Raw genomic sequence first — 25,925 nt, forward strand, 5'->3', positions numbered from 1 at the left:
GTCAACCGGCGAGCGCCATCCTTTGGCTTGAGTACGACCGCGTTGCGGCGGACGCCGTTACGTCGTCGAGAAGGAAACGGGCCAGCAGGTGATTGAGGTGTATCGCCTCGTCACCGAGCTCGCGGCAGGCGGCACTTGTCTGTTCAACCATCGCCGCGTTCTGCTGCGTGACGCTGTCCATAGTGTTGACGGCGGCGTTGACTTCCAGGAGAGCGGTCGTTTGTTCGGTGGAGGAACGCACGATCGACTCGATCAGCGCGGTGACCTTCAGAACCTGCTGATCGATATTGCTGAGCGCTTCACCGGTGCGGTTGACCAAGGCAACGCCGGCCGAAACCTGGCTGGAAGACGTCTCGATCAGCTGCTTGATTTCCTTTGCCAGATTGGCGGAGCGGCCGGCAAGGTCGCGCACTTCCTGTGCAACGACCGCAAAACCCTTTCCGGCCTCGCCCGCGCGGGCGGCTTCCACGCCGGCATTGAGCGCGAGCAGGTTGGTCTGGAAGGCGATTTCGTCGATGACGTTGATGATATCGCCGATCTGCGCAGATGATGTCTCGATCTTCTCCATCGCAGCGACCGCCTCGTGCACGACGGTTGCCGAATAGCTGGCGCTTTCCTTCGTCGCCCTCATCATCACGTTGGCTTCATTGGCCCGTTCCGACGAGTTCTTGACGGTGACCGTGATCTGGTCGAGCGCCGAGGCCGCCTGCTCCAGCGAGGCGGCTTGATGCTCTGTTCGCCGGGCCAGATCGTTTGTGCTCGATGCGATTTCGCCGGAGCCGGTCCTTACTACATTCGTCACGGTCGAAATTTCCCTCATTGCCTCAGAAAGCGTGCGGACGCTCGAATTGAACTGCTCGCGCAGCTTCTCGTAGGCTGCGTCGAAAGGCTCGCTAAGCTGGACCGTGAGATCGCCGCCGGAGAGCCGTTCCAGGCCGCGGCTCAGGCTGGCGATGACGCCCTCGCGGACGGCTTCCTCGTCTGCCTTGGCAGCGGCAAGCGCCGCATCGCGCTGTGCTTGGGCCTGACATTCGGCATCCTGGCGCGCACGGATATTGTTCCGCTCTTCGGCGGATTCGCGGAAGACGGTGACGGCGCGCGCCATCTCCCCGATCTCGTCGGCCCGGCGGCTGAAGGGCACATCCTTCGAATAGTCGCCGCCAGCAAGGATGGCCATATAGTCGCGCATCCCCGAGAGCGGCACGATGGCGCGGCGGCGGAAGACGTAAAGGCCGCCAAGAAGCAGGCAAAGCGAGACTGCGGCAGCCGCGAGCGTGATAGCCGAAAGGATGCGTGTCTGTTCGGCGGCGTCCTTTTCAGCGGACGCCAGGAAGGTGTTCGCCATATCGACGAGTTCGTTGACGGCGTTTTCATGGATATGGAAATTCGTCGCAAGCTTTTCGAAGGACGCCGGAATGACTGCGGAGTCATTCTTGACAATGGCCGGCGCGAGTTCCTCCTGCATCACCTTCCAGAACACGCCGCCTTTGACAAGGACATCGTTCAAGAGCTTCTGCTTAAGGTCCGAGCTGAGCGCGGTCGCCAGCCAATATTTGCGGCGGTCCTCGTAGGCGGGTTTCAGGACATGTTCGATGCGCTCGACGTTCTTCTTGGCAACGTCGGGGCGCTGCACCGCTTCGAGCGCAAGCATGTAAGACTCAACGAGGTAGAGGGGCGGCGGCAGGATATCGGCGACGAGATCCTTGCCGTAGATGATTTGCTTGTACATCTCGCCGTTCACCCGCAGCTTATTGAAGGCATAATTCTGTATGCCGATCGAAGCGATCAATCCCGCGGCGACGACCATCGCGAAGATAGCAAGGCTGCGTGCAATATTGAGTTTCATCCTGCGCCCCATGAATTGAATAGCGAACAGATGCTGTTCGTTTGAAATTATTCTGGAATTTCCGAGGGGACCTGAAATCGTGAAGGTCCGTATATCAGGCGGATTTGGACCGCACGAGGAATCGCATCATGCAATACTACTTGCCGGAGAGCGGGGCAGTATTTCCTCAATGAGTATTAATCATAATATTGATTGGTTACTGACCGATAAATTTACAACCAGATCGAAAGTGACGGGTGTCATTTCAAAACCTGAGGTTCCGAAACGCCTGAGCAAGCTCTCGGCAGGGATCGATGGGGTGCGAGCGGCTTCTTCAAAAGCCTGACATATTCGGGCTATAGGCCATGCCATGCCGTGTGTCGTCGGTGTGGCATTGTAATTTGCGTGCCTTCGATTAAACAGGCTTCGAACGATTTATCACCCACCGAGCAGGAAGAGATCATGACTGCAATTACCGACATTATCGCCCGCGAGATTCTCGACAGCCGTGGCAATCCGACCGTTGAAGTCGATGTCTATCTCGAAGACGGCAGTATGGGCCGTGCGGCTGTGCCGTCCGGCGCCTCGACCGGTGCGCACGAGGCCGTCGAAGTTCGCGACGGCGGCAAGCGCTATCTCGGCAAGGGTGTTGAAAAGGCCGTCGAGGCTGCCAACACGGAAATCTTCGACGCGATCGGCGGCATCGATGCCGAGAACCAGATCCAGATCGACAACATCATGATCGAACTGGACGGCACGGCGAACAAGTCCCGCCTCGGCGCCAATGCCATCCTCGGCGTATCGCTCGCCGTCGCCAAGGCTGCCGCCCAGGCTGCCGGCCTGCCGCTCTATCGCTACGTTGGGGGCGCGAGCGCGCATCTGCTGCCGGTTCCGATGATGAACATCATCAACGGCGGCGCGCATGCCGACAATCCGATCGACTTCCAGGAGTTCATGATCATGCCGGTCGGCGCCGATTCGATCCGCGAAGCGGTTCGCATGGGCTCGGAAGTCTTCCACGTCCTCAAGAAGGAGCTTTCGGCCCAGGGGCACAACACCAATGTCGGCGACGAGGGCGGATTCGCGCCGGGCCTGAAGAGCGCGCCCGAAGCGCTCGATTTCATCATGAAGTCGATCGAGAAAGCCGGCTACAAGCCGGGCGATGACATCTGCCTCGGTCTCGATTGCGCTTCGACGGAGTTCTTCAAGGACGGCAAGTATGTTCTCGAAGGAGAGGGCCGCACGCTTGAATCGGGCGCCATGGCTGAATACCTCGCCGATCTCGCCGGCAAGTACCCGATCATCTCGATCGAGGACGGCATGGCTGAAGACGATTGGGACGGCTGGAAAGCCCTGACGGACCTCGCAGGCAAGAAGGTGCAGCTGGTGGGCGACGATCTTTTCGTCACCAACTCGGAGCGCCTGCGCGACGGCATCCGCATGGGTGTCGCCAACTCGATCCTCGTGAAGGTCAACCAGATCGGATCGCTGACCGAAACGCTCGACGCCGTCAACACCGCGCACAAGGCAGCCTATACCGCCGTCATGTCGCACCGCTCGGGCGAGACCGAAGACTCCACGATCGCCGATCTCGCCGTCGCGACCAACTGCGGTCAGATCAAGACCGGCTCGCTGTCGCGCTCCGACCGTCTGGCGAAGTACAACCAGCTGATCCGCATCGAAGAGGGCCTTGGCCCGCAGGCTCGCTACGCCGGCCGCTCGATCATCCGTGGCTGATAGCCTTTAAAAATCAGATCCTTGAAACCCGCGCTTCACCGGCGCGGGTTTTTTGTTGCTCTAAATTCATAGTCAACGGACGGTTAATCTCTCAGGCGTAGGCTCGCTCAATAGGTAATGCGTTTGAGAGCATGTGTGCGTATGTGGACAAAGCATCATAAGAAGAGAAAGATCGGCCGGTTCGTCATTCCGGCCATGACGGTCGCTTTTCTCTCCTATTTCGGTTATCACTGCATTCACGGCGACTATGGTCTCCGGGCCACGGAAGGCTTCGAGAAGCGCCGAATTGCGCGCGAGCGTGAGCTTGCGGTCTTGAAGGCGAAACGCGAACATCTGGAGCAGCAAGTCGCGCTGTTGAGCGATGGCTCGCTCGACAAGGACATGCTGGACGAAAAAGCCCGCTATCAATTGAACATGTCGCGGGCCGACGAAATCGTCATATTCAATTCCTACGCCAATTAACCGGAAATAGGTTAATTGGCAATTCTGTAGCTTTATCAATTATTTAAAGCAGAATACGTGCCATGCATTTATGGCATTGCTGTGGCCAAATTTCTTCCCTATGGTACGCGCCACCTAAGAAACGACAAACCCATAGGGAGGGTTGAATGGCGCCGCGAAAGACCGCGACCGTTTCCAGCCGCAAAACCAGCGCAAAACCTCAGAGCAAGCAATCGAATGGCGGGGCTATCGCCGATTTCGACCGCAATACCGAACTTAAGGCCTATCGCGAAATGCTGCTCATCCGCCGTTTCGAGGAAAAGGCAGGCCAGCTGTACGGCATGGGCTTCATCGGCGGTTTCTGTCACCTTTATATTGGCCAGGAAGCCGTTGTCGTCGGCATGCAGTTCGCGCTCAAGGAAGGCGATCAGGTCATCACCGGCTACCGCGATCACGGCCATATGCTGGCGACCGGCATGAGCGCGCGCGGCGTGATGGCGGAGCTGACGGGACGCAGGGGCGGCTATTCCAAGGGGAAGGGCGGCTCCATGCACATGTTCTCCAAGGAAAAGCATTTCTACGGCGGCCACGGCATCGTCGGCGCCCAGGTTTCGCTCGGCACCGGCCTCGCGTTCGCCAACAAGTATCGCGGCAATGACAATGTCAGCGTCGCCTATTTCGGCGACGGCGCGGCCAACCAGGGCCAGGTCTACGAAAGCTTCAACATGGCGCAGCTCTGGAAGCTGCCCGTCATCTACGTGATAGAGAATAACCGCTACGCCATGGGCACGTCGACCGCCCGCGCGACCGCGCAGGCCGATTTCTCCAAGCGCGGCGCGTCCTTCGGCATTCCGGGCATGCAGGTGGACGGCATGGACGTGCGCGCCGTCAAGGCTGCTGCCGATGAAGCGATCGAGTACTGCCGTTCCGGCAAGGGTCCGATGATCCTCGAAATGATGACCTATCGCTATCGCGGCCATTCGATGTCCGACCCGGCGAAGTATCGTTCGAAGGACGAAGTGCAGAAGATGCGCTCCGAATCCGATCCGATCGAGCAGGTGCGCCTGCGCCTCATCGAGAAGGGCTGGGCGTCGGAAGATGACCTGAAGTCCATCGACAAGGACGTGCGCGATATCGTCGCCGACAGCGCCGATTTCGCCCAGGCCGATCCAGAGCCGGATGTATCCGAGCTCTACACCGACATTCTGCTCTAATCGGGGAGGGAACCTATGCCTATCGATATCCTCATGCCCGCCCTCTCTCCGACGATGGAAGAAGGCACGCTGTCCAAATGGCTCAAGAAGGAAGGCGACAAGGTCACTTCCGGTGACGTGATTGCCGAAATTGAAACCGACAAGGCGACGATGGAAGTCGAAGCCGTCGACGAAGGCGTGATCGGCAAGCTGCTGGTCCCGGCCGGCACCGAAAATGTCAAGGTGAACGCCAAGATCGCCGTTCTGCTGCAGGATGGCGAATCGGCTTCGGACATCTCCACCGCAGCGCCCGCCGCACAGGCGGCTCCGGTTGCGGCTCCTCAGGCCGAGGAAAAACCGGCCGCCCAGGCGTCCGTTCCGGCCGAGCCTAAGGCATTCGTTCCGAAGGATCCGGAAATCCCGACAGGCACCGAGATGGTGTCGATGACCGTTCGCGAAGCGCTTCGCGACGCCATGGCCGAAGAAATGCGCGCCGACGAGAGCGTCTTCGTCATGGGCGAGGAAGTTGCCGAATACCAGGGCGCCTACAAGGTAACCCAGGGCCTCTTGCAGGAGTTCGGCTCGCGCCGCGTGGTCGATACCCCGATCACCGAACATGGCTTTGCCGGCATCGGCGTCGGTGCTGCTATGGCCGGCCTGCGGCCGATCGTCGAATTCATGACTTTCAACTTCGCCATGCAGGCGATAGACCAGATCATCAATTCCGCCGCCAAGACGCTCTACATGTCCGGCGGCCAGATGGGCGCACCGATGGTCTTCCGCGGCCCGAACGGCGCGGCTGCCCGCGTTGCCGCCCAGCACAGCCAGGACTACGCTGCCTGGTACTCGAGCATTCCGGGCCTCAAGGTTGTCATGCCGTACACGGCGTCGGACGCCAAGGGCCTGCTAAAGGCCGCCATCCGCGATCCGAACCCAGTCATCTTCCTTGAGAACGAAATCCTCTACGGCCAGCACTTCGACGTGCCGAAGCTCGATAACTTCGTTCTGCCGATCGGCAAGGCCCGTATCCACCGTCCAGGCAAGGATGCGACCGTCGTTTCATGGGGCATTGGCATGACCTATGCCACGAAGGCCGCCGCCGAACTCGAAAAACTTGGCATCGACGTCGAACTGATCGACCTTCGCACCATCCGTCCGATGGATCTGCCGACCGTCATCGAATCGGTCAAGAAGACGGGCCGCTTGGTCACCGTCGAGGAAGGCTATCCGCAGTCGTCCGTCGGCACGGAAATCGCCACCCGCGTCATGCAGCAGGCCTTCGACTATCTCGATGCGCCGATCCTGACGATTGCCGGCAAGGACGTTCCAATGCCCTATGCCGCCAACCTCGAGAAGCTGGCTCTGCCGAATGTCGGCGAAGTCGTCGATGCGGTGAAGGCCGTCTGCTACAAATAACAAGGGGAGGGTATTTCGATGCCTATCAACATCACGATGCCAGCCCTTTCTCCGACGATGGAAGAAGGCAATCTGGCCAAGTGGCTCGTCAAGGAAGGCGACACGGTCAAGTCCGGCGATGTGATCGCCGAGATCGAGACAGACAAGGCGACAATGGAAGTCGAAGCCGTCGATGAGGGCACGATTGCCAAAATCGTCGTTCCGGCCGGTACGGAAGGTGTCAAGGTCAATGCGCTGATCGCGGTTCTTGCCGGCGAAGGCGAGGACGTTGCTGCCGCTGCAGGCGGCGCGGGTTCGGCTGCTGCCTCGTCTTTCGAAGCGAAAGCCGAAAGCGCTTCCGCCCCCCGCGATGAGGCAGGGAAAGGCACCGCGCCAGCCGCTGCCCTGCTTGCCGCAAATGCCAATGTGAGCCCTCAACCTGAGGTGCCGCTGCAGGCCGCCCCGAAGGGCGAGGGCGGCACACGCATCTTCTCCTCGCCGCTCGCGCGGCGTCTGGCCAAGGAAGCCGGTATAGACCTTTCCGCAATTGCCGGTTCCGGCCCCCGCGGCCGTGTGGTTAAGAGCGATGTCGAGGCCGCCGTCGCCGGTGGTGGCGCTAAAGCGGCTCCCGCTGCTGCGGCGGCGCAGCAGGCTGCTGCGGCCCCGGCTCCGGCTGTAGCCAAGGGTGCACCGGAAGAGGCTGTCCTCAAGCTCTTCGAGCCGGGCTCCTACGAGCTGGTGCCGCATGACGGCATGCGCAAGACGATTGCCCGCCGTCTGGTGGAATCCAAGCAGACCATCCCGCACTTCTACGTCACCCTCGATTGCGAACTGGATGCGCTGCTGGCGCTCCGTGCCCAGCTCAACGATTCCGCCCCGCGCAAGGATGGTGCCCCGGCCTACAAGCTTTCTGTCAACGACATGGTCATCAAGGCGATGGCGCTCGCGCTGCGAGACGTTCCGGACGCGAATGTGTCCTGGACCGAAAACAACATGGTCAAGCACAAGCATGCCGATGTCGGCGTCGCCGTCTCCATTCCAGGCGGGCTGATCACCCCGATCGTTCGCAAGGCTGAAGAAAAGACGCTGTCCGCTATCTCCAACGAGATGCGCGATCTCGGCAAGCGCGCCAAGGACCGCAAGCTGAAACCCGAGGAATACCAGGGCGGCACGACCTCGGTCTCGAACATGGGCATGATGGGCGTGAAGGACTTCGCGGCCGTCGTCAACCCGCCACATGCGACGATCCTTGCGGTCGGCGCCGGCGAGCAGCGCGTCATAGTCAAGAATGGCGAAATGGCGATCGCGACGGTGATGAGCATCACGCTTTCGACGGACCACCGTTGCGTCGACGGTGCGCTCGGCGCCGAGTTGCTGCAGGCCTTCAAGGGCTATATCGAAAACCCGATGAGCATGCTTGTCTGATCATTGAGCGGAGACGGAAATGACGAAGACCGTTCTTTGCTATGGCGACTCGCTGACCTGGGGCTACGATCCGGTTTCGCTGAGGCGGCATGCCTATGAGGACCGCTGGCCGAGCGTGCTGCAGGCAGTGCTTGGCGGTGCGGCGCATGTCATTCCGGAAGGCTTGAACGGCCGGACGACCGCTTTCGACGACCATCTCGCCGATTGCGACCGCAACGGTGCGCGCGTCCTGCCGACGATCCTGCAGACGCATGCGCCGCTTGATCTCGTCATCATCATGCTCGGAACCAACGACATGAAGTCGGTCGTGGCGGGATCGGCTTTTGCCGCCTGCCAGGGCATCGGCCGCCTGGTGCGCCTGATCCGCAATCATGCCTGGCCCTTCGAATTCGATGGGCCGGACATCCTAATCATAGCACCGCCGGGGATCTGCGCGACAGGGAATGTGCCTTTTGCCGCTTCGTTCCCGGGCGGTATCGAGGAATCGGCAAAACTTGCAACGCTTTATCGTGACCTTGCCGACGAACTCGGTTGCGGATTCTTCGACGGCAACTCCGTCGCGAAGACGACACCGGTCGACGGCATCCATCTCGATGCGGAAAATACCCGCGCTCTCGGGCGCGGGCTGGAATCAACTGTACGGATGATGCTGGGGCTCTGACCATGGCCGCTTTCGCCGCGCTGCGGCCGGCAGAACGGCGGGACGCGGCGGAGCTGGCCATCCTCGTGGACATCGGCTCGCACGGCTTTGCTTCCTGGCTTTGGTTCGCGGAGGTGGCGGGCAGCAGCGCCGACACGCCGTTGGAGCGGGGCCGGATGAAGATGAGCCGCGATGGCGCATGGGGGAATTGGCAGAGCGCGGTGATTGCCGAGGCTTATGGCGAGATCGCCGGAACGGCGGTGGGCTATGCGCTTGGCGAAGAGATCAGAGCGATCGCGGCGGATGGTCCTGCGCTGGAGCCGGTAATAGCGCTACAAAAGCAGGCGGCCGGAAACTGGTTCATCGGCACGCTGGCCGTCTACCGCCATCTGCGCGGCATCGGCATCGGAAAGCGATTGCTGGGCGACCAGATCGAGAAGGCGGGAGAGCGGGCTGTCAGCCTGATCACCGCAAGTGATAATGAGGCAGCGCTCGCGCTGTACGAGAAGAATGGATTTTCGCAAGCCGCCCGCGCTGAGGCCGTGGCGCTTTTCGAAAACAGCAGGAAACACGAGTGGGTGCTTCTGACCCGCCTCGCCGGATAAAAAGGGCAGGAATACATGGCTGAGAATTACGACGTCATCATCATCGGCTCCGGTCCGGGCGGCTATGTCGCCGCCGTGCGTGCCGGCCAGCTCGGTCTGAAGACCGCGATCGTCGAACGCGAGCACCTGGGAGGCATCTGCCTGAACTGGGGCTGCATCCCGACCAAGGCGTTGCTGCGCTCCGCCGAAATTCTCGACCATTCCACTCATTTGAAGGATTACGGCCTCGTTCTCGAAGGCAAGGTCAGTGCCGATGTGAAGGCCGTTGTTGCCCGTTCGCGCGGCGTTTCCGCACGCCTCAATAGCGGCGTCGGCTTCCTGATGAAGAAAAACAAGGTGGATGTGATCTGGGGCGAAGCCAAGATCACCAAACCCGGCGAGATCGTCGTCTCCAAGACTTCCAAGCCGGTTGTTGAGCCGCAGCATCCGTTGCCGAAGAACATCAAGAGCCAGGAAGGTACTTACACCGCCAAGCATATCATTATTGCGACCGGCGCCCGTCCGCGCGCGCTGCCGGGCATCGAGCCGGACGGCAAGCTGATCTGGACCTATTTCGAGGCGCTGAAGCCGGATGTCCTGCCGAAGTCCTTGATCGTCATGGGCTCGGGCGCCATCGGCATCGAATTTGCGAGCTTCTACCGCTCGATGGGTGTCGACGTGACTGTCGTCGAAGTCCTGCCGACGATCATGCCGGTCGAGGATGCGGAAGTGACCGCCATCGCACGCAAGCAGCTGGAAAAGCGCGGCATGAAGATCTTCACGAGCGCCAAGGTGGCGAAGGTCGAGAAGGGCGCCGGCAGCATCACCGCCCATGTCGAGACGGCTGATGGCAAGATCCAGCACATCACCGCGGACCGTATGATCTCGGCCATCGGCGTGCAGGGCAATATCGAGAATCTCGGTCTCGAAACACTCGGCGTGAAAACGGATCGCGGCTGCGTGGTAGTTGACGGCTATGGCAAGACCAACGTTCCCGGCATCTACGCGATCGGCGATGTCGCAGGCCCGCCGATGCTGGCCCACAAGGCCGAACATGAAGGCGTTGTCTGCGTCGAAAAGCTCGCCGGCCTGCCGAATGTTCATCCGACCGACAAGGTCAAGGTTCCGGGCTGCACCTATTGCCAGCCGCAGGTTGCCTCTGTGGGTCTGACGGAAGCAAAGGCCAAGGAACTGGGCCGCGACATCCGCGTCGGCCGTTTCTCCTTCGCCGCAAACGGCAAGGCGATCGCGCTCGGCGAGGACCAGGGCCTCTGCAAGGTGATCTTCGACAAGAAGACCGGCGAACTCCTCGGAGCGCATATGGTTGGCGCTGAGGTAACCGAGCTGATCCAGGGTTTCGTCGTCGCGATGAATCTCGAGACGACCGAGGAAGAATTGATGCACACGATCTTCCCGCATCCGACCGTCTCCGAATCGATGAAGGAAGCCGTGCTGGACGCTTACGGCCGGGTGTTGAACGCTTGATAATTTCCCTTTCCAGCCTCTATCCGAAGGTAGAAAAAACGAAAGGAAATCATCATGTCTATGGAGACGCAGGCATGGCTTGTCTTCCTCCTGATCGGCCTCGTTGCGGGCTTCCTCGCGAGCTTGGTCGTCGGCGGAGGCGGATTGATACGCTGCCTGCTCAGCGGCATCATCGGCGCGTTCGTGGGCGGGTTTCTGTTCAATGCGCTGGGTATATCGCTCGGCATTGAAAATGCGTTGGTCGTGCAGATCATTCACGCCACAGTCGGCGCCATTGTCGTGGTGTTGATTGCAAGGGCGATAGCTTAGGGAAAACGACAATCATGGAAGGCGTCGGCTGGATAGCGGCAATCATCATCGGCGGTTTTGCGGGCTGGCTCGCCGGCAAGCTGATGGAAGCGCGATATGGCATTGTGCTGAACATCGTGCTCGGCATCGTCGGTTCGGTGGTTGCGACCGCCATCCTGGCGCAATTCCACGTCGAGGTGGCCGCAGGACGGCTCGGCTACTTCGTCACCGGCTTCCTCGGCGCCTGCCTGCTGATATTCATCGCCCGGCTCGTGCGGCGATAATGCGCATCACGACTTGAATTGTAAGGTTCGAGCAAAACGCTTATGTGCAGACGGATGACGAAGCCGCATGGGCGGCGGAAAGTTGATACTGCAATGGTAACCATTCTCGACACGGTCAATCCCGACGCCAAGCGCGTGCGGCATCCGGAAAAGGCGAACCGCCCCGATACGGAAGTCATGCGCAAGCCGGACTGGATCCGCGTCAAGGCCCCGACCTCGAAGGGCTATGCCGAAACGCGCGCGATCGTGAAGGAAAACAAGCTCGTCACCGTCTGCGAAGAAGCCGGATGTCCGAATATCGGCGAGTGCTGGGACAAGAAGCACGCGACCTTCATGATCATGGGCGAGATCTGTACCCGTGCCTGTGCCTTCTGCAACGTCTCGACCGGCAAGCCGAACGCGCTCGACATGGCAGAGCCTGAGAACGTCGCCAAGGCCGTGAAGGAGATGGGCCTTTCCCACGTCGTCATCACCTCGGTCGACCGCGACGATCTGGAAGACGGCGGTGCTGAGCATTTCGAGAGGGTGATCTGGGCGATCCGCGCCGCCTCTCCGGCAACCACGATCGAAATCCTGACGCCGGACTTCCTGCGCAAGCCTGGCGCCCTGGAGCGCGTCGTCGCCGCCAAGCCGGATGTCTTCAACCACAATCTGGAAACCGTGCCGTCGAACTACCTGACGGTCCGTCCAGGCGCCCGCTATTTCCACTCCATTCGCCTGCTGCAGCGCGTGAAGGAACTGGACCCGACGATGTTCACCAAGTCCGGCATCATGGTTGGCCTTGGCGAAGAGCGCAACGAAGTGCTCCAATTGATGGACGACCTGCGCACCGCCGACGTCGACTTCCTGACGATCGGCCAGTACCTGCAGCCGACCCGCAAGCACCACAAGATCGAGAAGTTCGTGACGCCGGATGAATTCAAGTCCTACGAAACCGTCGCCTACACCAAGGGCTTCCTAATGGTGGCATCGAGCCCGCTCACCCGCTCTTCGCACCACGCCGGCGACGATTTCACCCGACTGAGGGCGGCACGCGAAAAGAAGCTGCTGATGGCGGTGGAATAATCAACGAAGGCTTGCATTTTCTGAAAGCCGCGGCGATCGTCCCGCGGCTTTTTCTTTGGAGGATGCCATGGCCTGGTTGAGCGATGTCAGGGATGCCGCCCACCGGCTGAAGACGGCTGATCGCGTACTCGTCATTGGCTGCTCCGGCGGCGGCAAGACCACGCTTGCGCGGACGATCGCAACGCGCTTCAGCCTGCCCTTCATTTCCATGGATCGCGAGTTCTTCTGGCTGCCGGGCTGGGTCGCACGCGCACGGCCGGAGCAGCGGGCGTTGATAGCCGAACGGATCAAGCGAGATCGCTGGATCATGGACGGAACCAACACGTCGAGCTTTGATCTCCGGCTGCCGCGGACCGATATCGTCCTATGGGTCCGCATGCCGCGTCTGATATGCGTTTGGGGCGCCGTCAGCCGCTGGCTGAAGTGGATTGGGCGTACACGGCCGGAAATGACGCCGGGCTGCCCGGAGAAGGTCGATCTCGAATTCCTGCGCTACATCTGGAATTTCGAAAAGAAGCATTCGCCCATGGTTCTCGCCGCCATGGCCGCCCACGGCCCCGATGTCCCGGTTCTCCAGCTAAAATCACGCCATCAGATGCGCGAGCTTCTTGATCTTCTCGGTTCTCCCGCTTAACTGCCGATCATGCCGCAATTCGAAACGCATCACCGCGTCCCGCACTCCGCCGATCAGATGTTCGCCCTCGTGGCCGATGTGGAACGCTATCCGGAATTCCTGCCGCTCTGCGAAGCCTTGAGCATCCGCAGCTGCAAGGAGCGCGACGGCAAGATTTTGCTGATTGCCGACATGACCGTCGGCTACAAGGCGATCCGCGAGACCTTCACCACGCAGGTGCTGCTCAACAAGGCGGAGCGCTTCATCGACGTCAAATATATCGACGGGCCGTTCCGGTATCTCGATAATCGCTGGCGCTTTGAGGAGGCCGTCGGTGACGGCTGTACCATCCATTTCTTCATCGACTACGAGTTCAAGAGTCGCATCCTCGGTGCGCTGATGGGCTCGATGTTCGACCGCGCCTTCCGCATGTTTTCCGAGGCCTTCGAAAAGAGGGCGGAAGCGATCTACCGATAGCCGTCAGAAGGCCGTGTCCTGACAGCCTTACCGATCGAAGAAGTGATAGAAGTACCGATTTGCCGGATAGGCATATGCCCCCCGATCAATAAAGTTGCGCCGGGACAGGCAACTTCTCAGGGCCGCGTTGTAAACGAGGCTGTACCGGTTGGGCGACCCTCTTCGCCAGGACATCGCCTCGTACTGGCAATATCCAAGCGCACGGTCGTATTTAGCCAGCAAGACAGGGTCGGAATCGACGCGGATTCCATGATATGTCTGATAGTTTGACGGTGCCTCGGCAGCCGATACGCAGCCCAGGCTCAAAGCAACTCCCATTGCGGCCAGATATCTCATCGACGTAACCCCTTGCGGAATGAAATCCGGCATAGGAACGGGCGCCAGTGCTCTTTGTTCCAAGCGCAGGATTAGGCGCGGTTTTCCTGGAGTTCGATCAGCATTTCCAGCGCGGTCTGTACGGTTGCAAGACGCACCTTGTCGCGGCCGATATCGCCATAGAGCATCTTGCGGCGGATGAGGGCGCCGGTGCGCGATTTCGCCGCCAGATGAACCAGTCCGACCGGCTTTTGCGGCGAGCCCCCGCTCGGCCCGGCAATCCCCGTCACGGCGACCGCGACGTCGGCGCGGGAGCGGAAAAGGGCGCCGTGCGCCATCTGCAGCGCAGTCTCCTCGGAAACGGCGCCGAAGCTTTCGAGTGTGCGTTCCTGAACGCCGAGCATCTCGATCTTGGCGGTATTGGTATATGTGACGAAACCGCGATCGACGACCGCCGAGGAGCCGGAGATTTCGGTGAGCGCGCCGGCGATCAGCCCCCCGGTGCAGGATTCAGCAGTTGAGATCATTTTCTTTGCCGTCGTGAAATCGCGCACGATGGTCTCCGCGAGCGAGAGAATGTCGGCGGTGAACATACTTACCCCTTTGCTCGGCGATAGACGACGGTCGCGGTTGCGATCGCCGCAATGCCCTCGCGGCGGCCGACAAAGCCGATCGTCTCGTTCGTCGTGGCCTTCACTGAGCAGCGGTCGATCGAGATATCCAGAAATTTGGAGAGATTGGTCCGCATCGCGTCGCGGTGCGGGCCGACTTTCGGCGCTTCGGCAATCAGCGAGACGTCGGCATTCATGATCGTGCCGCCGCGATCGCGCACGATCTTCGCCGCATGTTCGAGGAAGATGCGCGAGGGGGCACCCTTCCATTGTGGGTCCGAAGGCGGAAAGTGATCGCCGATATCGCCTGCGCCGCAGGTGGCAAGCAGCGCGTCCGTCAGGGCATGCAGCGCGACGTCCGCATCCGAATGGCCCTTGAGCCGCTGGTCGTGCGGGATGAAGACGCCGCAGAGCGTGACCCCATCGCCGGCTTCCAATTGATGCACATCATAGCCGTTGCCGGTGCGCACGTCGGGCAGCTGCGATGACGAAAGCCGGTCGTCGGCAAGGGCGATATCCCGTTTGACCGTCAGTTTCACGTTGTCGGCAGCACCTTCGACGATCGTCACGGGAATCCCCGCCCATTCGGCGATTGATGCGTCGTCTGTGAAATCCGTGCGGCCGATCTCGCTTGCCTTTTCATGCGCCGAGAGGATGGTGTCATAGACGAAGGATTGCGGCGTCTGGGCTGCGAAAAGATGCTCGCGCGACACCGTTTCCAGAACCGTGCCCGTACCGTCAGCCCGCTTCAGCGTGTCGGCAACAGGTATTGCGGGCAGGACCGCCGGCGCGCCGCCGGCCAGTGAATCGGCAATGCGATCGAGAAGCTGGTGGTCGAAGAAGGGGCGAACGGCGTCATGAATGAGGACATGCGTAATGCCCTTGTTTTTCAGGTGCCTTAGTCCGGCGAGAACAGACTGCTGTCGCGTTGCACCGCCGTGAACGGCTTCGATCGGCGTGGCGGACAGCACCTGGCGAAATGCCTTTGCCACCAGCGCGTCGTCGTCGGGATGGATGACGACGACGATGTGGGCGGCGTGCTCCCATGTCATGAAGTTTTCAAGCGTATGCGTGATAACCGGCTTTCCGCCGATTAACCGGTATTGCTTCGGACCTTCCTCATGCGAGCCCGCCCGCTCGCCGCGGCCGGCAGCAACGATGACAATTCCAGCCGAGATCGGTTGCTTCGAATGCATTTGCGGCATAAATCCCTAAAAATGTGCGGAAAGCGGCGTGACTGCTCTATCGCCTTCGCGGTCCGCTTTCCAGCATCTGCCCAAAAAATATCAATTCTCACCGAAGCCTCTTGGCAAGCCCCCTTAGTATGGCTAAAAATAGTGCAGCAGTTTCGTGTGCCTGAAAGATAATCAATTGCATCCAGTAAATCTTGCGGCGCCCTTGCAGATCGGAAATGTCTCCGTGCGCAACCGCGTTGTGCTGGCGCCGATGTCCGGCGTCACCGACATGCCCTTCAGGCAACTCGCCTGGCGCCATGGCGCAGGCCTGGTTGTAACCGAGATGGTAGCGAGCAGGGAGCTCGTGAACAATTCGGCCGAATCATGGTCGCGACTGAGGGCTGCCGGCTTCAAGCCGCATATGGTGCAGCTCGCCGGCCGAGAGGCGCATTGGATGGCGCAGGCGGCCAAGATCGCGGCCGATAGCGGCGCCGACATCATCGACATCAACATGGGTTGTCCGGCCAAGAAGGTGATCGGCGGCTATTCCGGCTCGGCGCTGATGCGCGATCCGGATCATGCGCTGAGCCTTATCGAGGCGACCGTGAAGGCGGTCGATGTTCCGGTGACGCTGAAGATGCGGCTCGGCTGGGACGACAATTCGATTAATGCACCAGAGATCGCCAAGCGTGCTGAAGATGCAGGGGTAAAGCTGATCACCATTCATGGCCGTACGCGGATGCAGTTTTACGAAGGCAAGGCGAATTGGGACGCGATCCGCGCCGTTCGCAACGCAATTTCGGTTCCGCTGATCGCAAACGGCGATGTCGACACACAGGCAGATGCGCAGGAGATCCTTCGCCGCTCGGGCGCTGATGTGGTGATGATCGGGCGGGGTTGTCAGGGGCGGCCATGGCATGCAGGCGTGCTGGCTGGAGCACCCGCGCCGTCGCCGGAGAAAATACCGGACATTGCCGTCGAGCACTACGAAATGATGCTGGATTTCTATGGCGAGGCGACGGCTATCCGCCATGCCCGCAAGCACCTCGGCTGGTATCTGGAGCGTTTCGCACCGTTGCTGCCGGTTTCGCAGAAGGCGGCAATCATGACATCGCATACACGGGCAGAAGTAGTCTCGCGCCTTCGCGATGCGCTGGCGGCCGGTTTGGAAATTTCAAAAAGCCGGGAGGCGGCATGATGGACAAGGTTCAAGCCGATCATACCGGCGGCGTTGCGATGGCAGTGCTGAACGCGATCCAGAATCCGGTGGTGATGGTCGACGAGGCGGGCTTGATCGCCTTCGCGAACTGGGAGGCGGAATCGTTTTTCGGCGCTAGCGCGTCGCACCTTGCCCGCTACAAGATTTCCACCTTCATTCCGTTCGGAAGCCCGCTACTGGCCCTGATCGATCAGGTGCGGGAGCGCAGGGCGCCCGTCAACGAATACCGCGTCGACCTGAGTTCGCCCCGTCTTGGCCAGGACAAGCTGGTCGATATCTACGTCGCGCCGGTGATCAGCGAGCCCGGTTCCGTCGTCGTGGTGTTCCAGGAGCGTTCGATGGCCGACAAGATCGACCGTCAGCTGACGCACCGGGCGGCCGCCCGGTCGGTGACGGGCCTTGCGTCCATGCTCGCCCACGAAATCAAGAATCCGCTCTCCGGCATTCGTGGTGCCGCCCAGCTTCTCGAGCAGTCGGTCGTCGATGAGGACCGCGCGCTGACGAGGCTCATCTGCGACGAGACCGACCGCATCGTGTCGCTGGTCGATCGCATGGAGGTCTTCTCAGACGAACGTCCTGTCGATCGTCTGCCCGTCAACATCCATTCGGTGCTCGACCATGTGAAGGCGGTGGCAAAGGCAGGCTTTGCCCGGCACGTCCGCATCACCGAGAATTACGATCCGTCGCTGCCTGCAGTTTACGCCAACCGCGATCAGCTCGTGCAGGTCTTCCTCAACCTCGTGAAGAATGCAGCCGAAGCAGTCGGAGACCGGCAGGACGGCGAGATCATGCTGACGACGGCCTATCGCCCCGGCATCCGCCTTTCTGTCGCCGGAACGCGCGAAAAAATCTCGCTGCCGCTGGAGTTCTGCGTGCAAGACAACGGTCCTGGCGTGCCGTCCGACTTGCTGCCGCATCTCTTCGATCCGTTCATCACCACGAAGACGAACGGCAGCGGCCTCGGCCTTGCACTGGTCGCCAAGATCATCGGCGATCACGGCGGCATCATCGAATGCGACAGCCAGAACAACAAGACGACGTTCCGCGTCCTTATGCCGGCTTCCAAGGATGCTTCGGCCGATGATGCGGCAATTGCAAACCCAACAGGAACTTCTCGATGACAGCAACGATCCTCGTCGCGGATGATGACGCGGCCATCCGTACCGTGCTAAACCAGGCGCTCAGCCGTGCAGGTTATGATGTTCGCATCACCTCCAATGCCGCCACGCTCTGGCGCTGGGTTTCGGCTGGCGAGGGCGATCTGGTCGTAACGGACGTGGTGATGCCGGACGAGAATGCCTTCGATCTGCTGCCGAGAATTAAGAAGGCTCGTCCCGAGCTGCCGGTGCTCGTCATGAGCGCGCAGAACACATTCATGACGGCCATCAAAGCCTCTGAGAAGGGCGCTTACGACTATCTTCCAAAGCCCTTCGACCTGACGGAACTCATCGGCATTATCGGTCGCGCGCTGGCGGAGCCGAAAAAGAAGCCAGCCAAGCTCGACGAAGACATGCAGGACGGCATGCCGCTTGTCGGCCGTTCCGCGGCCATGCAGGAAATCTATCGCGTCCTCGCCCGCCTGATGCAGACCGACCTGACGCTGATGATCACGGGTGAATCCGGTACCGGCAAGGAACTTGTGGCCCGCGCGTTGCACGATTACGGCAAGCGCCGCAACGGACCGTTTGTGGCGATCAACATGGCGGCCATCCCTCGTGACCTCATCGAATCCGAGCTCTTCGGCCACGAAAAGGGTGCCTTTACCGGGGCGCAGACCCGTTCCACCGGCCGCTTCGAACAGGCCGAAGGCGGCACGCTCTTCCTCGATGAAATCGGCGACATGCCGATGGACGCACAAACGCGTCTTTTGCGCGTCCTGCAGCAGGGCGAATATACGACTGTCGGCGGGCGTACGCCGATCCGCACGGACGTCCGCATCGTCGCGGCGACCAACAAGGATCTGAAGCAGGCGATCAACCAGGGGCTCTTCCGCGAGGACCTCTATTACCGCTTGAACGTCGTCCCGCTACGGCTTCCGCCGTTGCGCGACCGCGCCGAGGATATTCCGGACCTGGTTCGGCACTTCATCCAGCAGGCCGAAAAGGAAGGGCTCGGTACCAAGCGGTTTGACCAGGAAGCTATCGAGCTGATGAAGGCCTACGCCTGGCCGGGCAATGTGCGCGAGTTGGAGAACCTTATCCGCCGCTTGGTGGCACTTTATCCACAGGACGTGATCACGCGCGAGATAATCGAAGCCGAGCTTCGTTCCGACGTGCCGGACAGCCCGATCGACAAGGGGCCGATCCGTGCAGGATCAATGACGATTGCCCAGGCAGTGGAAGAAAACATGCGGACTTATTTCGCAAGTTTCGGCGATAATCTGCCGCCTCCGGGCCTTTACGACCGGGTGCTGACGGAACTGGAATATCCGCTGATCCTCGCCGCATTGACGGCCACGCGTGGCAACCAGATCAAAGCGGCGGATTTGCTCGGACTCAACCGCAATACGCTGCGCAAAAAGATCCGCGAACTCGGCGTCTCCGTTTACAGAAGCTCTCGAACAGCTTGACAAGGCTGCAGGCCGCGTTGCATTTTCGCCACAATGCGTTGCTTAAAGGTCACGCATAGGGTTTGGACTTCGCCATCGCATCGAGACTGCTGAAGCTCATGTTTCAGGCTGTCCGGCGCCGTTTCAGCAGAAGGCTGAGACGCCGGGGGCTTTGCATGCATGGCGATCATATCCAGTCGATGAACCGTGACATACCGGCTTCTGCCGCTTGGAGTGATGACTTGATGAAGCAGGATGCGGCACCGCCTGCGGCAGACAGCGATACGGTCTCGACCGTTACCGATCGCCGGGCGCTGTTTGCGCTGCCGGGTCTTGTCCTGGCCGGCGGCGCGTTGCTCTGCGCGACGCTGACGCTCTTCATTCTGCTGGGTGTGACGCCGATCGACCCGACGACCCGCGTCGTCATCACTTCGGTCGTGGTGAATTCCTTCTTCGTGCTTGCACTGATAGCACTGATCGGACGCGAAGTTGCACGGTTGCTCAAAGCGCGCACCCGCGGCCGCGCCGCTGCCCGTTTGCACATCCGGATCGTCGTCCTGTTCTCGATCGTCGCCATCACGCCGGCGATCCTGGTGGCGATCTTTGCAAGTATCACGCTGAATGCGGGGCTCGACCGCTGGTTCGCGCTGCGCACGCAATCCATCGTCAGTTCGTCGCGCAATATCGGCCAGGCCTACATGATGGAGAACGCCAGCTATCTGCAGGGCCAGACCATCTCCATGGCGAACGACCTGGAACGCAACCGGGTGCTTTACAACCTCGACCGCACGGGCTTCGGGGAGTTGATGACGCGTCAGGCGCGGGGCCGCGGGCTGCTTGGCGCATTCCTAGTTGAAAGCGACGGCACTGTCATCGTTCAGGCGGACATCAAGACCGAGAAACCGTTACCAGCGATCCCGCAGGATGCCCTGCAGAAAGCCGCCGCTGGCCAGCCGACGCTCATTCCGCCGGGCGTAACCAACCTTGTCGGCGCCATCATCAAACTCGAGCAGATTCCAAGCGCGTTCCTCTACACCGTGCGCGCCGTTGATCCGAAGGTCATGGGCGCAATGCGCATGATGGAGGAAAACGCAACGGAATACCGCTCGATGGAGGCGGGTCGCGTCTCGCTGCAGATCGCGTTCGCGGTTCTCTATATCGGTTTTGCCCTGATCGTGCTGCTTGCGGCGATCTGGACGGCTATAGCCGTTGCCGACCGGATCGTCCGCCCGATCCGCCTGCTAATCACTGCGGCCGACAGCGTGGCGTCCGGCAACATGGATATCGTCGTGCCGGTTCATGCGGTCGATGGCGACGTTGCAAACCTATCCCGCACGTTCAACAAGATGATTTCGGAAATCCGCACGCAGCGTGACGAGATTCTGGAGGCGAAGGACGAGGTGGACGACCGCCGCCGCTTCATCGAGGCCGTGCTGTCGGGTGTCACTGCCGCGGTGATAGGCGTCGAGAACGACCGGCGGATCACCATCGTCAACAGTTCTGCTGAGACGCTGATGTCGCTGCCGGCGCGCGAGATGCTCGGGAAGCAGTTGAATGAAATTGCTCCCGAAGTCGATCAGGTGCTGACCGAAGCCGCATCGCGCTACCGCGGCGATTTCCGCAAGCAGATTGCCCTCGTGCGCGGCGGAACGGTGCGAACGCTGAGCGTGCAGGTCACGCGCGAGGAAGTTCGCGATACAAGCGATTCCTACGTGATCACCCTCGACGACATTACCGATCTCGTGATCGCGCAACGCTCGACGGCCTGGGGCGACGTGGCAAGGCGCATCGCCCATGAGATTAAAAACCCTCTGACGCCGATCCAGCTCTCCGCCGAGCGCATCCAGCGCCGTTACGGAAAGCAGATCAATCAGGAGGATCGCACAGTCTTCGATCAGTGTACCGATACGATCATCCGGCAGGTTGGCGATATCGGCCGCATGGTGGACGAGTTCTCGGCTTTTGCGCGCATGCCCAAGCCGACGAAGGAACAGACCGATCTGCGCAATATTCTCCGCGATGCCATCTTCCTGCGTGAGATGGGCAATACGCATGTGAGCTTCCTGCAGGAATTCGGCGACAAACCGCTGGAGGGCCAGTTCGACAGCCGCATGCTGGGCCAGGCATTCGGAAACCTGATCAAGAATGCGGTCGAATCCATCGAGGCTGTTCCGAGCGGCGAGCGCGATCAACGGAAGGTTCTCGTCAGGGCGTCGTTGGACGAGAGCCGCGACCGCTTCACGGTCGACGTCATCGACAACGGCCGGGGACTGCCGGTGGAAAACCGGCACAGCATCCTGGAGCCCTACATGACGATGCGGGAGAAGGGCACCGGCCTCGGCCTCGCAATCGTCAAGAAGATCATTGAAGAGCATGGCGGGCAGTTGGAACTGCATGATGCGCCCGCCGATTTCGACCAGGGAAGGGGAGCAATGATCCGCGTGCATCTGCCGCGTCTCGAGCCGGTTCCCGCCGCCCCGGCGTCAAATGACAAGGAAAGTGTGTATGGCCTCTGATATTCTCGTCGTCGACGATGAGCATGATATTCGCGAGATCGTCTCCGGCATCCTCTCTGATGAAGGACACGAGACGCGTACCGCGCATGACAGCGACAGCGCGCTCGCCGCGATTTCCGATCGCGCGCCGCGCTTGATTTTCCTGGATATCTGGATGCAGGGCAGCAAACTCGACGGTCTCTCATTGCTGGACGAGATTAAGACGCGCCATCCCGACATCCCGGTCGTCATGATTTCGGGCCACGGCAATATCGAAACGGCTGTTTCCGCCATCAAACGCGGCGCCTTCGATTTCATCGAAAAGCCCTTCAAGGCTGATCGCCTGATCCTAATTGCCGAACGCGCGCTGGAAAACTCGAAGCTGAAGCGGGAGGTATCCGAGCTGAAGCGGCGCGCAGGCGACGCCGTCGAACTGATCGGCACTTCCGTCGCGGTCTCGCAGCTTCGCCAGACGATCGAAAAGGTCGCGCCGACCAACAGCCGCATCATGATCTTCGGCGCATCTGGCTCCGGCAAGGAGCTGGTGGCGCGGATGATCCACAAGAAGTCGGCGCGCGCCAACGGGCCGTTCGTGGCCTTGAACGCTGCGAACATTACGCCGGACCGCATGGAAGTCGCCCTCTTCGGGACGGAAGGCTCCCCTGGCCAAGCGCGCAAGACCGGGGCGCTGGAAGAAGCCCACCGCGGCATACTCTATCTTGATGAAGTCGGGGAAATGCCGCGCGAGACGCAGAACAAGATCCTGCGCGTGCTTGTCGACCAGCAGTTCGAGCGCGTCGGCGGATCGAAGCGCGTGAAGGTGGATGTCCGTATCATCTCTTCGACGGCTTACAATCTGGAAAGCCGCATCGCCGAAGGCTGGTTCCGCGAGGATCTTTACCATCGCCTCGCGGTCGTCCCCGTTCGCGTACCGGCATTGGCGGAACGCCGGGAGGACATCCCGTTCCTTGTCGATCAGTTGATGCGTCAGATTTCCGAGCAGGCGGGCATCCGCCTGCGCCGTATCGGCGACGATGCAATGGCGGTGCTGCAGGCTCATGACTGGCCAGGCAACATCCGACAGCTGCGCAACAATATCGAACGGCTGATGATCCTTGCACGCTCGGATGGCCCGGATGCGCCGATCACAGCCGACATGCTGCCGACGGACCTCGGCGACATGCTGCCCAAGGTGTCCGCCAAGAACGACTACCACATCATGACACTTCCGCTGCGCGAAGCCCGCGAGATGTTCGAGAAGGATTATCTGATCGCGCAGATCAACCGCTTCGGCGGCAATATCTCGCGCACCGCGGAATTCGTGGGGATGGAGCGCTCGGCGCTTCATCGTAAGCTGAAGTCGCTCGGCGTCTGATTGCTCCGGCGCAATTTTCTGCGCCGGTTTCCCATTTCATTGCCTTGGATGCAGGTTTTCCATGCCGAGAATTTCCTATGTAAATGGCCGCTACGTGCCGCACGCCGATGCGATGGTCCATATCGAAGACCGCGGCTACCAGTTCGCGGACGGCGTCTACGAGGTTTGCGAAATACGTCACGGCTTCATCGTTGATATCACGCGCCATCTCGACCGCTTGAACCGCTCGCTTGGCGAGTTGCGTATCGCCTGGCCGATGAGCCGCCAGGCGATGATCCATGTGATTCGTGAAACGGCGCGCCGCAACAAGGTACGCAACGGCCTGTTCTATCTGCAGGTGACGCGCGGCGTGGCGCGCCGCGACCATGTGTTTCCGGCCGAAGGCACCAAGCCTTCGCTGGTCATCACGGCCAAAAGCACCGATCCCGCGGTCATCGCGAAGAAAAACGCAAACGGCATCAAGGCGATCACCGTTCCGGACAATCGCTGGGATCGGGTTGATATCAAGACGGTCGGTCTTCTTTCGAATGCCCTGGTCCGCCAGCAGGCGAAGGAAGCCGGCGCCCAGGAGGCCATCTATGTCGATGCCAACGGCTGCGTGAAAGAAGGTGCCGCGACCAATGTCTGGATGGTCGACGCCGACGGCACCTTGATCACGCGCCCTGCCGAACATGGTATTCTGCGCGGCATCACGCGCACGACGCTGATGGATGTCGCGGTGAAGCTTGACCTCAGGATCGCCGAGCGGAACTTCACCGTCGCCGAAATGCTGGCGGCACGCGAGGTCTTCATCACAGCTGCCACAAGCATTTGTTTTCCCGTCGTTTCCATCGACGGGCAGACAATTGCCAACGGTCATCCCGGCACGATCTCGCAGAATATTCGAGAAGTCTTTTTCGACGTTGCGGAAAAGATTGCGATTTGATACCAAGATTTGCTGGACGGAAGGGATGAGGGTTACCATCCGTCTTTCAGGAGAGGTTGATTAATATTCACCGGCCAGATCAAGCCGGCAATAAAGAAAGAAGCGGCGCGATGGCGGAACGTTCTCAGAATTTGCAGGACTTATTTCTCAATACTGTTCGCAAACAAAAGATTTCTCTCACAATTTTTCTCATTAACGGCGTAAAGCTCACGGGCGTTGTCACTTCTTTCGACAATTTCTGCGTTCTTCTTCGCCGTGACGGCCATTCGCAACTCGTGTATAAACACGCGATCTCAACGATCATGCCGGGTCAGCCCATGCAGATGTTCGAGAGCGAAGAAGCAGCGTCCTAACAAGGTCAGCAGTCATTTCGACACGCGATACCAGGAATGATTCCATCATCCCGGAGGCTCAGAGACTTCGGGATGATATACGGGCAACCGTCGTCGTGCCTGTGCTCAAGCAGGCGCGGAGTAGGAGTGCGCCCATCGAAGGAGCTGCGACCCGCTCGCCGGAAAGCCGCCTTGAGGAAGCGACCGGTCTCGCTGAGGCAATCGATCTGGATGTGGTCAACGGCGCGATCGTACCGATCTCCGACCCGCGTCCGGCTACGCTGCTCGGCACCGGCAAGATCGAGGACATCAAGGCGCAGCTCGATGAGCATGATTCCGGCCTGGTGATCGTCGATCACCCGCTGACGCCGGTGCAGCAGCGCAATCTCGAGAAGGAGTGGAATGCCAAGGTCATCGACCGCACGGGCCTGATTTTGGAAATTTTCGGCCGCCGCGCCTCGACGAAGGAAGGCACGCTGCAGGTCGATCTTGCGCATCTGAACTATCAGAAGGGCCGTCTGGTCCGCAGCTGGACCCACCTTGAACGCCAGCGCGGCGGCGGCGGCTTCATGGGCGGCCCGGGTGAAACGCAGATCGAAGCCGACCGCCGTCTGCTGCAGGATCGGATCATCAAGCTGGAGCGCGAGCTGGAGCAGGTCGTCCGCACCCGCCAGCTGCACCGGGCCAAGCGCAAGAAGGTGCCGCATCCGATCGTGGCACTGGTGGGCTACACCAACGCCGGCAAGTCGACGCTCTTCAACCGCATTACCGGCGCAGGCGTGCTCGCGGAGGACATGCTCTTCGCTACGCTCGACCCGACGCTTCGCCGCATGAAGCTGCCGCATGGCCGGACCGTCATCCTGTCCGACACCGTCGGCTTTATCTCCGACCTGCCGACGCATCTTGTCGCCGCCTTCCGCGCAACGCTTGAAGAGGTGCTGGAAGCCGATCTGATCCTCCACGTCCGCGATATGTCGGATGCAGACAATCAGGCGCAGAGCGCAGACGTGATGCGCATCCTGAAAGATCTCGGTATCGACGAGGCTGAAGGGGCACGACGCATCGTCGAAGTCTGGAACAAGATCGACCGTCTCGAACCGGAAACGCATGATGCGATGGTGCAGAAGGTTGCGGGCGCCGAAAACGTGGTCGCTGTTTCGGCCATCAGCGGCGAGGGCATCGATCACCTGATGCAGGAAATCAGCAAGCGCCTTTCCGGCGTGATGACCGCGACGACGATCAAGCTGCCTCTGGGCAAGCTGGCGCTGCTACCCTGGCTTTACGAACATTCGATCGTCGACGGCCGCGAAGACAATGAAGACGGCACGGTGACGCTCGACGTAAGGCTCGCCGAAAGCGAAGCCGCCGAATTGGAACGGCGCATGGGCGACGGCCCGAAGCCGCAGAAGGAAGACTGGGAATAGCGAGACGCCTGACCGCTTCTAAGCAAATTCGAGACCCGGCGTCCGTTGCGGATG

Annotated in this window: 26 protein-coding genes; 22 read left to right on the forward strand and 4 right to left on the reverse strand. The window is 60.5% G+C overall.

All coding sequences use genetic code 11. The features are described from left to right. Nucleotide 1: 1 nt before the first annotated feature. Complete coding sequence (locus ISN39_RS07620; protein ID WP_194729646.1) at nt 2-1,846, reverse strand: HAMP domain-containing methyl-accepting chemotaxis protein; 1,845 nt, start codon at nt 1,844-1,846, stop codon at nt 2-4. Between the two features lie 79 nt (nt 1,847-1,925). Here ISN39_RS07620 and ISN39_RS07625 point away from each other — a divergent pair, with 79 nt between their 5' ends. The 14 genes from ISN39_RS07625 to ISN39_RS07690 all read left to right on the forward strand — a co-directional run bounded on the left by ISN39_RS07625 (nt 1,926) and on the right by ISN39_RS07690 (nt 13,452). Further along, the gene (locus tag ISN39_RS07625; protein WP_194729647.1) at nt 1,926-2,171 is read left to right on the forward strand and encodes a hypothetical protein; all 246 of its coding nucleotides are present in this window, start codon (nt 1,926-1,928) and stop codon (nt 2,169-2,171) included. Nucleotides 2,172-2,287: 116 nt separating this feature from the next. Next, nucleotides 2,288-3,562 carry a phosphopyruvate hydratase gene (gene eno / locus ISN39_RS07630; RefSeq protein WP_074067996.1) on the forward strand — a complete coding sequence of 425 codons (1,275 nt, stop codon included), beginning with the start codon at nt 2,288-2,290 and terminating at the stop codon, nt 3,560-3,562. A gap of 141 nt (nt 3,563-3,703) precedes the next feature. Then, nucleotides 3,704-4,024: a septum formation initiator family protein gene (locus ISN39_RS07635; protein ID WP_022715503.1), complete on the forward strand. Its 321-nt coding sequence runs from the start codon at nt 3,704-3,706 to the stop codon at nt 4,022-4,024. Between the two features lie 146 nt (nt 4,025-4,170). Beyond that, entirely contained in the window at nt 4,171-5,217 is a 1,047-nt protein-coding gene (gene pdhA, locus ISN39_RS07640; RefSeq protein WP_074067999.1) for a pyruvate dehydrogenase (acetyl-transferring) E1 component subunit alpha, read from the forward strand. A gap of 15 nt (nt 5,218-5,232) precedes the next feature. After that, the gene (locus tag ISN39_RS07645; RefSeq protein ID WP_194729648.1) at nt 5,233-6,612 is read left to right on the forward strand and encodes a pyruvate dehydrogenase complex E1 component subunit beta; all 1,380 of its coding nucleotides are present in this window, start codon (nt 5,233-5,235) and stop codon (nt 6,610-6,612) included. A gap of 18 nt (nt 6,613-6,630) precedes the next feature. Continuing rightward, entirely contained in the window at nt 6,631-8,016 is a 1,386-nt protein-coding gene (locus ISN39_RS07650) for a pyruvate dehydrogenase complex dihydrolipoamide acetyltransferase (protein WP_194729649.1), read from the forward strand. Nucleotides 8,017-8,035: 19 nt separating this feature from the next. Beyond that, nucleotides 8,036-8,677: an SGNH/GDSL hydrolase family protein gene (locus ISN39_RS07655; protein ID WP_194729650.1), complete on the forward strand. Its 642-nt coding sequence runs from the start codon at nt 8,036-8,038 to the stop codon at nt 8,675-8,677. A 2-nt stretch (nt 8,678-8,679) separates the two neighbouring features. Continuing rightward, complete coding sequence (locus ISN39_RS07660) at nt 8,680-9,261, forward strand: GNAT family N-acetyltransferase (protein WP_194729651.1); 582 nt, start codon at nt 8,680-8,682, stop codon at nt 9,259-9,261. A 15-nt stretch (nt 9,262-9,276) separates the two neighbouring features. Next, nucleotides 9,277-10,725, forward strand: coding sequence for a dihydrolipoyl dehydrogenase (lpdA, locus tag ISN39_RS07665; RefSeq protein WP_194729652.1), 1,449 nt, complete (start codon nt 9,277-9,279; stop codon nt 10,723-10,725). A gap of 54 nt (nt 10,726-10,779) precedes the next feature. After that, a complete protein-coding gene (locus ISN39_RS07670; protein ID WP_074068010.1) occupies nt 10,780-11,034 on the forward strand; it encodes a GlsB/YeaQ/YmgE family stress response membrane protein in 255 nt (84 codons plus the stop codon). Between the two features lie 14 nt (nt 11,035-11,048). Then, nucleotides 11,049-11,297 (forward strand): GlsB/YeaQ/YmgE family stress response membrane protein, encoded by a 249-nt coding sequence (locus ISN39_RS07675; protein WP_039844821.1) that lies wholly within the window; start codon nt 11,049-11,051, stop codon nt 11,295-11,297. Nucleotides 11,298-11,390: 93 nt separating this feature from the next. Beyond that, nucleotides 11,391-12,362 (forward strand): lipoyl synthase, encoded by a 972-nt coding sequence (gene lipA / locus ISN39_RS07680; RefSeq protein WP_074068012.1) that lies wholly within the window; start codon nt 11,391-11,393, stop codon nt 12,360-12,362. Between the two features lie 67 nt (nt 12,363-12,429). Further along, complete coding sequence (locus ISN39_RS07685; RefSeq protein ID WP_074068013.1) at nt 12,430-12,996, forward strand: AAA family ATPase; 567 nt, start codon at nt 12,430-12,432, stop codon at nt 12,994-12,996. A 9-nt stretch (nt 12,997-13,005) separates the two neighbouring features. After that, nucleotides 13,006-13,452 (forward strand): type II toxin-antitoxin system RatA family toxin, encoded by a 447-nt coding sequence (locus tag ISN39_RS07690; protein WP_074068015.1) that lies wholly within the window; start codon nt 13,006-13,008, stop codon nt 13,450-13,452. Between the two features lie 27 nt (nt 13,453-13,479). On the opposite strand, the gene ISN39_RS36175 is transcribed toward ISN39_RS07690, so the two are convergent. From ISN39_RS36175 to ISN39_RS07700, 3 genes are all read right to left on the reverse strand, one after another. Continuing rightward, the gene (locus tag ISN39_RS36175; protein ID WP_074070255.1) at nt 13,480-13,788 is read right to left on the reverse strand and encodes a hypothetical protein; all 309 of its coding nucleotides are present in this window, start codon (nt 13,786-13,788) and stop codon (nt 13,480-13,482) included. 71 nt (nt 13,789-13,859) lie between these two features. Continuing rightward, entirely contained in the window at nt 13,860-14,360 is a 501-nt protein-coding gene (locus ISN39_RS07695) for a CinA family protein (RefSeq protein ID WP_194729653.1), read from the reverse strand. A gap of 2 nt (nt 14,361-14,362) precedes the next feature. Then, complete coding sequence (locus ISN39_RS07700; RefSeq protein WP_194729654.1) at nt 14,363-15,583, reverse strand: bifunctional 2-C-methyl-D-erythritol 4-phosphate cytidylyltransferase/2-C-methyl-D-erythritol 2,4-cyclodiphosphate synthase; 1,221 nt, start codon at nt 15,581-15,583, stop codon at nt 14,363-14,365. Between the two features lie 145 nt (nt 15,584-15,728). On the opposite strand from ISN39_RS07700, the gene dusB reads away from it, so the two are divergent. The 8 genes from dusB (at nt 15,729) to hflX (ending at nt 25,871) form a co-directional block, all read left to right on the forward strand. Next, complete coding sequence (gene dusB, locus ISN39_RS07705; protein ID WP_194729655.1) at nt 15,729-16,751, forward strand: tRNA dihydrouridine synthase DusB; 1,023 nt, start codon at nt 15,729-15,731, stop codon at nt 16,749-16,751. Further along, nucleotides 16,748-17,893, forward strand: a complete 1,146-nt coding sequence (locus ISN39_RS07710) for a nitrogen regulation protein NR(II) (RefSeq protein ID WP_074068023.1) — start codon at nt 16,748-16,750, stop codon at nt 17,891-17,893. The genes dusB and ISN39_RS07710 overlap by 4 nt, the downstream gene beginning before the upstream one ends. Then, nucleotides 17,890-19,341 carry a nitrogen regulation protein NR(I) gene (gene ntrC, locus ISN39_RS07715; protein WP_039844829.1) on the forward strand — a complete coding sequence of 484 codons (1,452 nt, stop codon included), beginning with the start codon at nt 17,890-17,892 and terminating at the stop codon, nt 19,339-19,341. Before ISN39_RS07710 ends, ntrC begins: the two co-directional genes overlap by 4 nt. A gap of 224 nt (nt 19,342-19,565) precedes the next feature. Then, complete coding sequence (locus ISN39_RS07720; RefSeq protein WP_074070256.1) at nt 19,566-21,836, forward strand: PAS domain-containing sensor histidine kinase; 2,271 nt, start codon at nt 19,566-19,568, stop codon at nt 21,834-21,836. Then, entirely contained in the window at nt 21,826-23,190 is a 1,365-nt protein-coding gene (locus tag ISN39_RS07725; protein WP_022715522.1) for a sigma-54 dependent transcriptional regulator, read from the forward strand. Before ISN39_RS07720 ends, ISN39_RS07725 begins: the two co-directional genes overlap by 11 nt. Nucleotides 23,191-23,251: 61 nt before the next feature. After that, nucleotides 23,252-24,115, forward strand: coding sequence for a D-amino-acid transaminase (locus tag ISN39_RS07730; protein WP_194729656.1), 864 nt, complete (start codon nt 23,252-23,254; stop codon nt 24,113-24,115). Nucleotides 24,116-24,225: 110 nt separating this feature from the next. After that, nucleotides 24,226-24,468 carry an RNA chaperone Hfq gene (gene hfq, locus ISN39_RS07735; protein ID WP_003539403.1) on the forward strand — a complete coding sequence of 81 codons (243 nt, stop codon included), beginning with the start codon at nt 24,226-24,228 and terminating at the stop codon, nt 24,466-24,468. Between the two features lie 77 nt (nt 24,469-24,545). Beyond that, complete coding sequence (hflX, locus tag ISN39_RS07740; RefSeq protein WP_194730127.1) at nt 24,546-25,871, forward strand: GTPase HflX; 1,326 nt, start codon at nt 24,546-24,548, stop codon at nt 25,869-25,871. The last annotated feature ends 54 nt before the right edge of the window (nt 25,872-25,925 follow it).

Origin of the sequence: Rhizobium sp. 007, from assembly GCF_015353075.1 — a bacterium.
In the GTDB taxonomy this organism is placed as follows: Bacteria; Pseudomonadota; Alphaproteobacteria; order Rhizobiales; family Rhizobiaceae; genus Rhizobium.

Bases quoted from the DNA above. Each gene is read 5' to 3' on its own strand.
- ISN39_RS07620 (WP_194729646.1), bottom strand. From the start codon at position 1,846: ATGAAACTCAATATTGCACGCAGCCTTGCTATCTTCGCGATGGTCGTC.
- eno (WP_074067996.1), top strand. From the start codon at position 2,288: ATGACTGCAATTACCGACATTATCGCCCGCGAGATTCTCGACAGCCGT.
- ISN39_RS07635 (WP_022715503.1), top strand. From the start codon at position 3,704: ATGTGGACAAAGCATCATAAGAAGAGAAAGATCGGCCGGTTCGTCATT.
- pdhA (WP_074067999.1), top strand. From the start codon at position 4,171: ATGGCGCCGCGAAAGACCGCGACCGTTTCCAGCCGCAAAACCAGCGCA.
- ISN39_RS07645 (WP_194729648.1), top strand. From the start codon at position 5,233: ATGCCTATCGATATCCTCATGCCCGCCCTCTCTCCGACGATGGAAGAA.
- ISN39_RS07650 (WP_194729649.1), top strand. From the start codon at position 6,631: ATGCCTATCAACATCACGATGCCAGCCCTTTCTCCGACGATGGAAGAA.
- ISN39_RS07655 (WP_194729650.1), top strand. From the start codon at position 8,036: ATGACGAAGACCGTTCTTTGCTATGGCGACTCGCTGACCTGGGGCTAC.
- ISN39_RS07660 (WP_194729651.1), top strand. From the start codon at position 8,680: ATGGCCGCTTTCGCCGCGCTGCGGCCGGCAGAACGGCGGGACGCGGCG.
- lpdA (WP_194729652.1), top strand. From the start codon at position 9,277: ATGGCTGAGAATTACGACGTCATCATCATCGGCTCCGGTCCGGGCGGC.
- ISN39_RS07670 (WP_074068010.1), top strand. From the start codon at position 10,780: ATGTCTATGGAGACGCAGGCATGGCTTGTCTTCCTCCTGATCGGCCTC.
- ISN39_RS07675 (WP_039844821.1), top strand. From the start codon at position 11,049: ATGGAAGGCGTCGGCTGGATAGCGGCAATCATCATCGGCGGTTTTGCG.
- lipA (WP_074068012.1), top strand. From the start codon at position 11,391: ATGGTAACCATTCTCGACACGGTCAATCCCGACGCCAAGCGCGTGCGG.
- ISN39_RS07685 (WP_074068013.1), top strand. From the start codon at position 12,430: ATGGCCTGGTTGAGCGATGTCAGGGATGCCGCCCACCGGCTGAAGACG.
- ISN39_RS07690 (WP_074068015.1), top strand. From the start codon at position 13,006: ATGCCGCAATTCGAAACGCATCACCGCGTCCCGCACTCCGCCGATCAG.
- ISN39_RS36175 (WP_074070255.1), bottom strand. From the start codon at position 13,788: ATGAGATATCTGGCCGCAATGGGAGTTGCTTTGAGCCTGGGCTGCGTA.
- ISN39_RS07695 (WP_194729653.1), bottom strand. From the start codon at position 14,360: ATGTTCACCGCCGACATTCTCTCGCTCGCGGAGACCATCGTGCGCGAT.
- ISN39_RS07700 (WP_194729654.1), bottom strand. From the start codon at position 15,583: ATGCCGCAAATGCATTCGAAGCAACCGATCTCGGCTGGAATTGTCATC.
- ISN39_RS07710 (WP_074068023.1), top strand. From the start codon at position 16,748: ATGATGGACAAGGTTCAAGCCGATCATACCGGCGGCGTTGCGATGGCA.
- ntrC (WP_039844829.1), top strand. From the start codon at position 17,890: ATGACAGCAACGATCCTCGTCGCGGATGATGACGCGGCCATCCGTACC.
- ISN39_RS07720 (WP_074070256.1), top strand. From the start codon at position 19,566: ATGAAGCAGGATGCGGCACCGCCTGCGGCAGACAGCGATACGGTCTCG.
- ISN39_RS07725 (WP_022715522.1), top strand. From the start codon at position 21,826: ATGGCCTCTGATATTCTCGTCGTCGACGATGAGCATGATATTCGCGAG.
- ISN39_RS07730 (WP_194729656.1), top strand. From the start codon at position 23,252: ATGCCGAGAATTTCCTATGTAAATGGCCGCTACGTGCCGCACGCCGAT.
- hfq (WP_003539403.1), top strand. From the start codon at position 24,226: ATGGCGGAACGTTCTCAGAATTTGCAGGACTTATTTCTCAATACTGTT.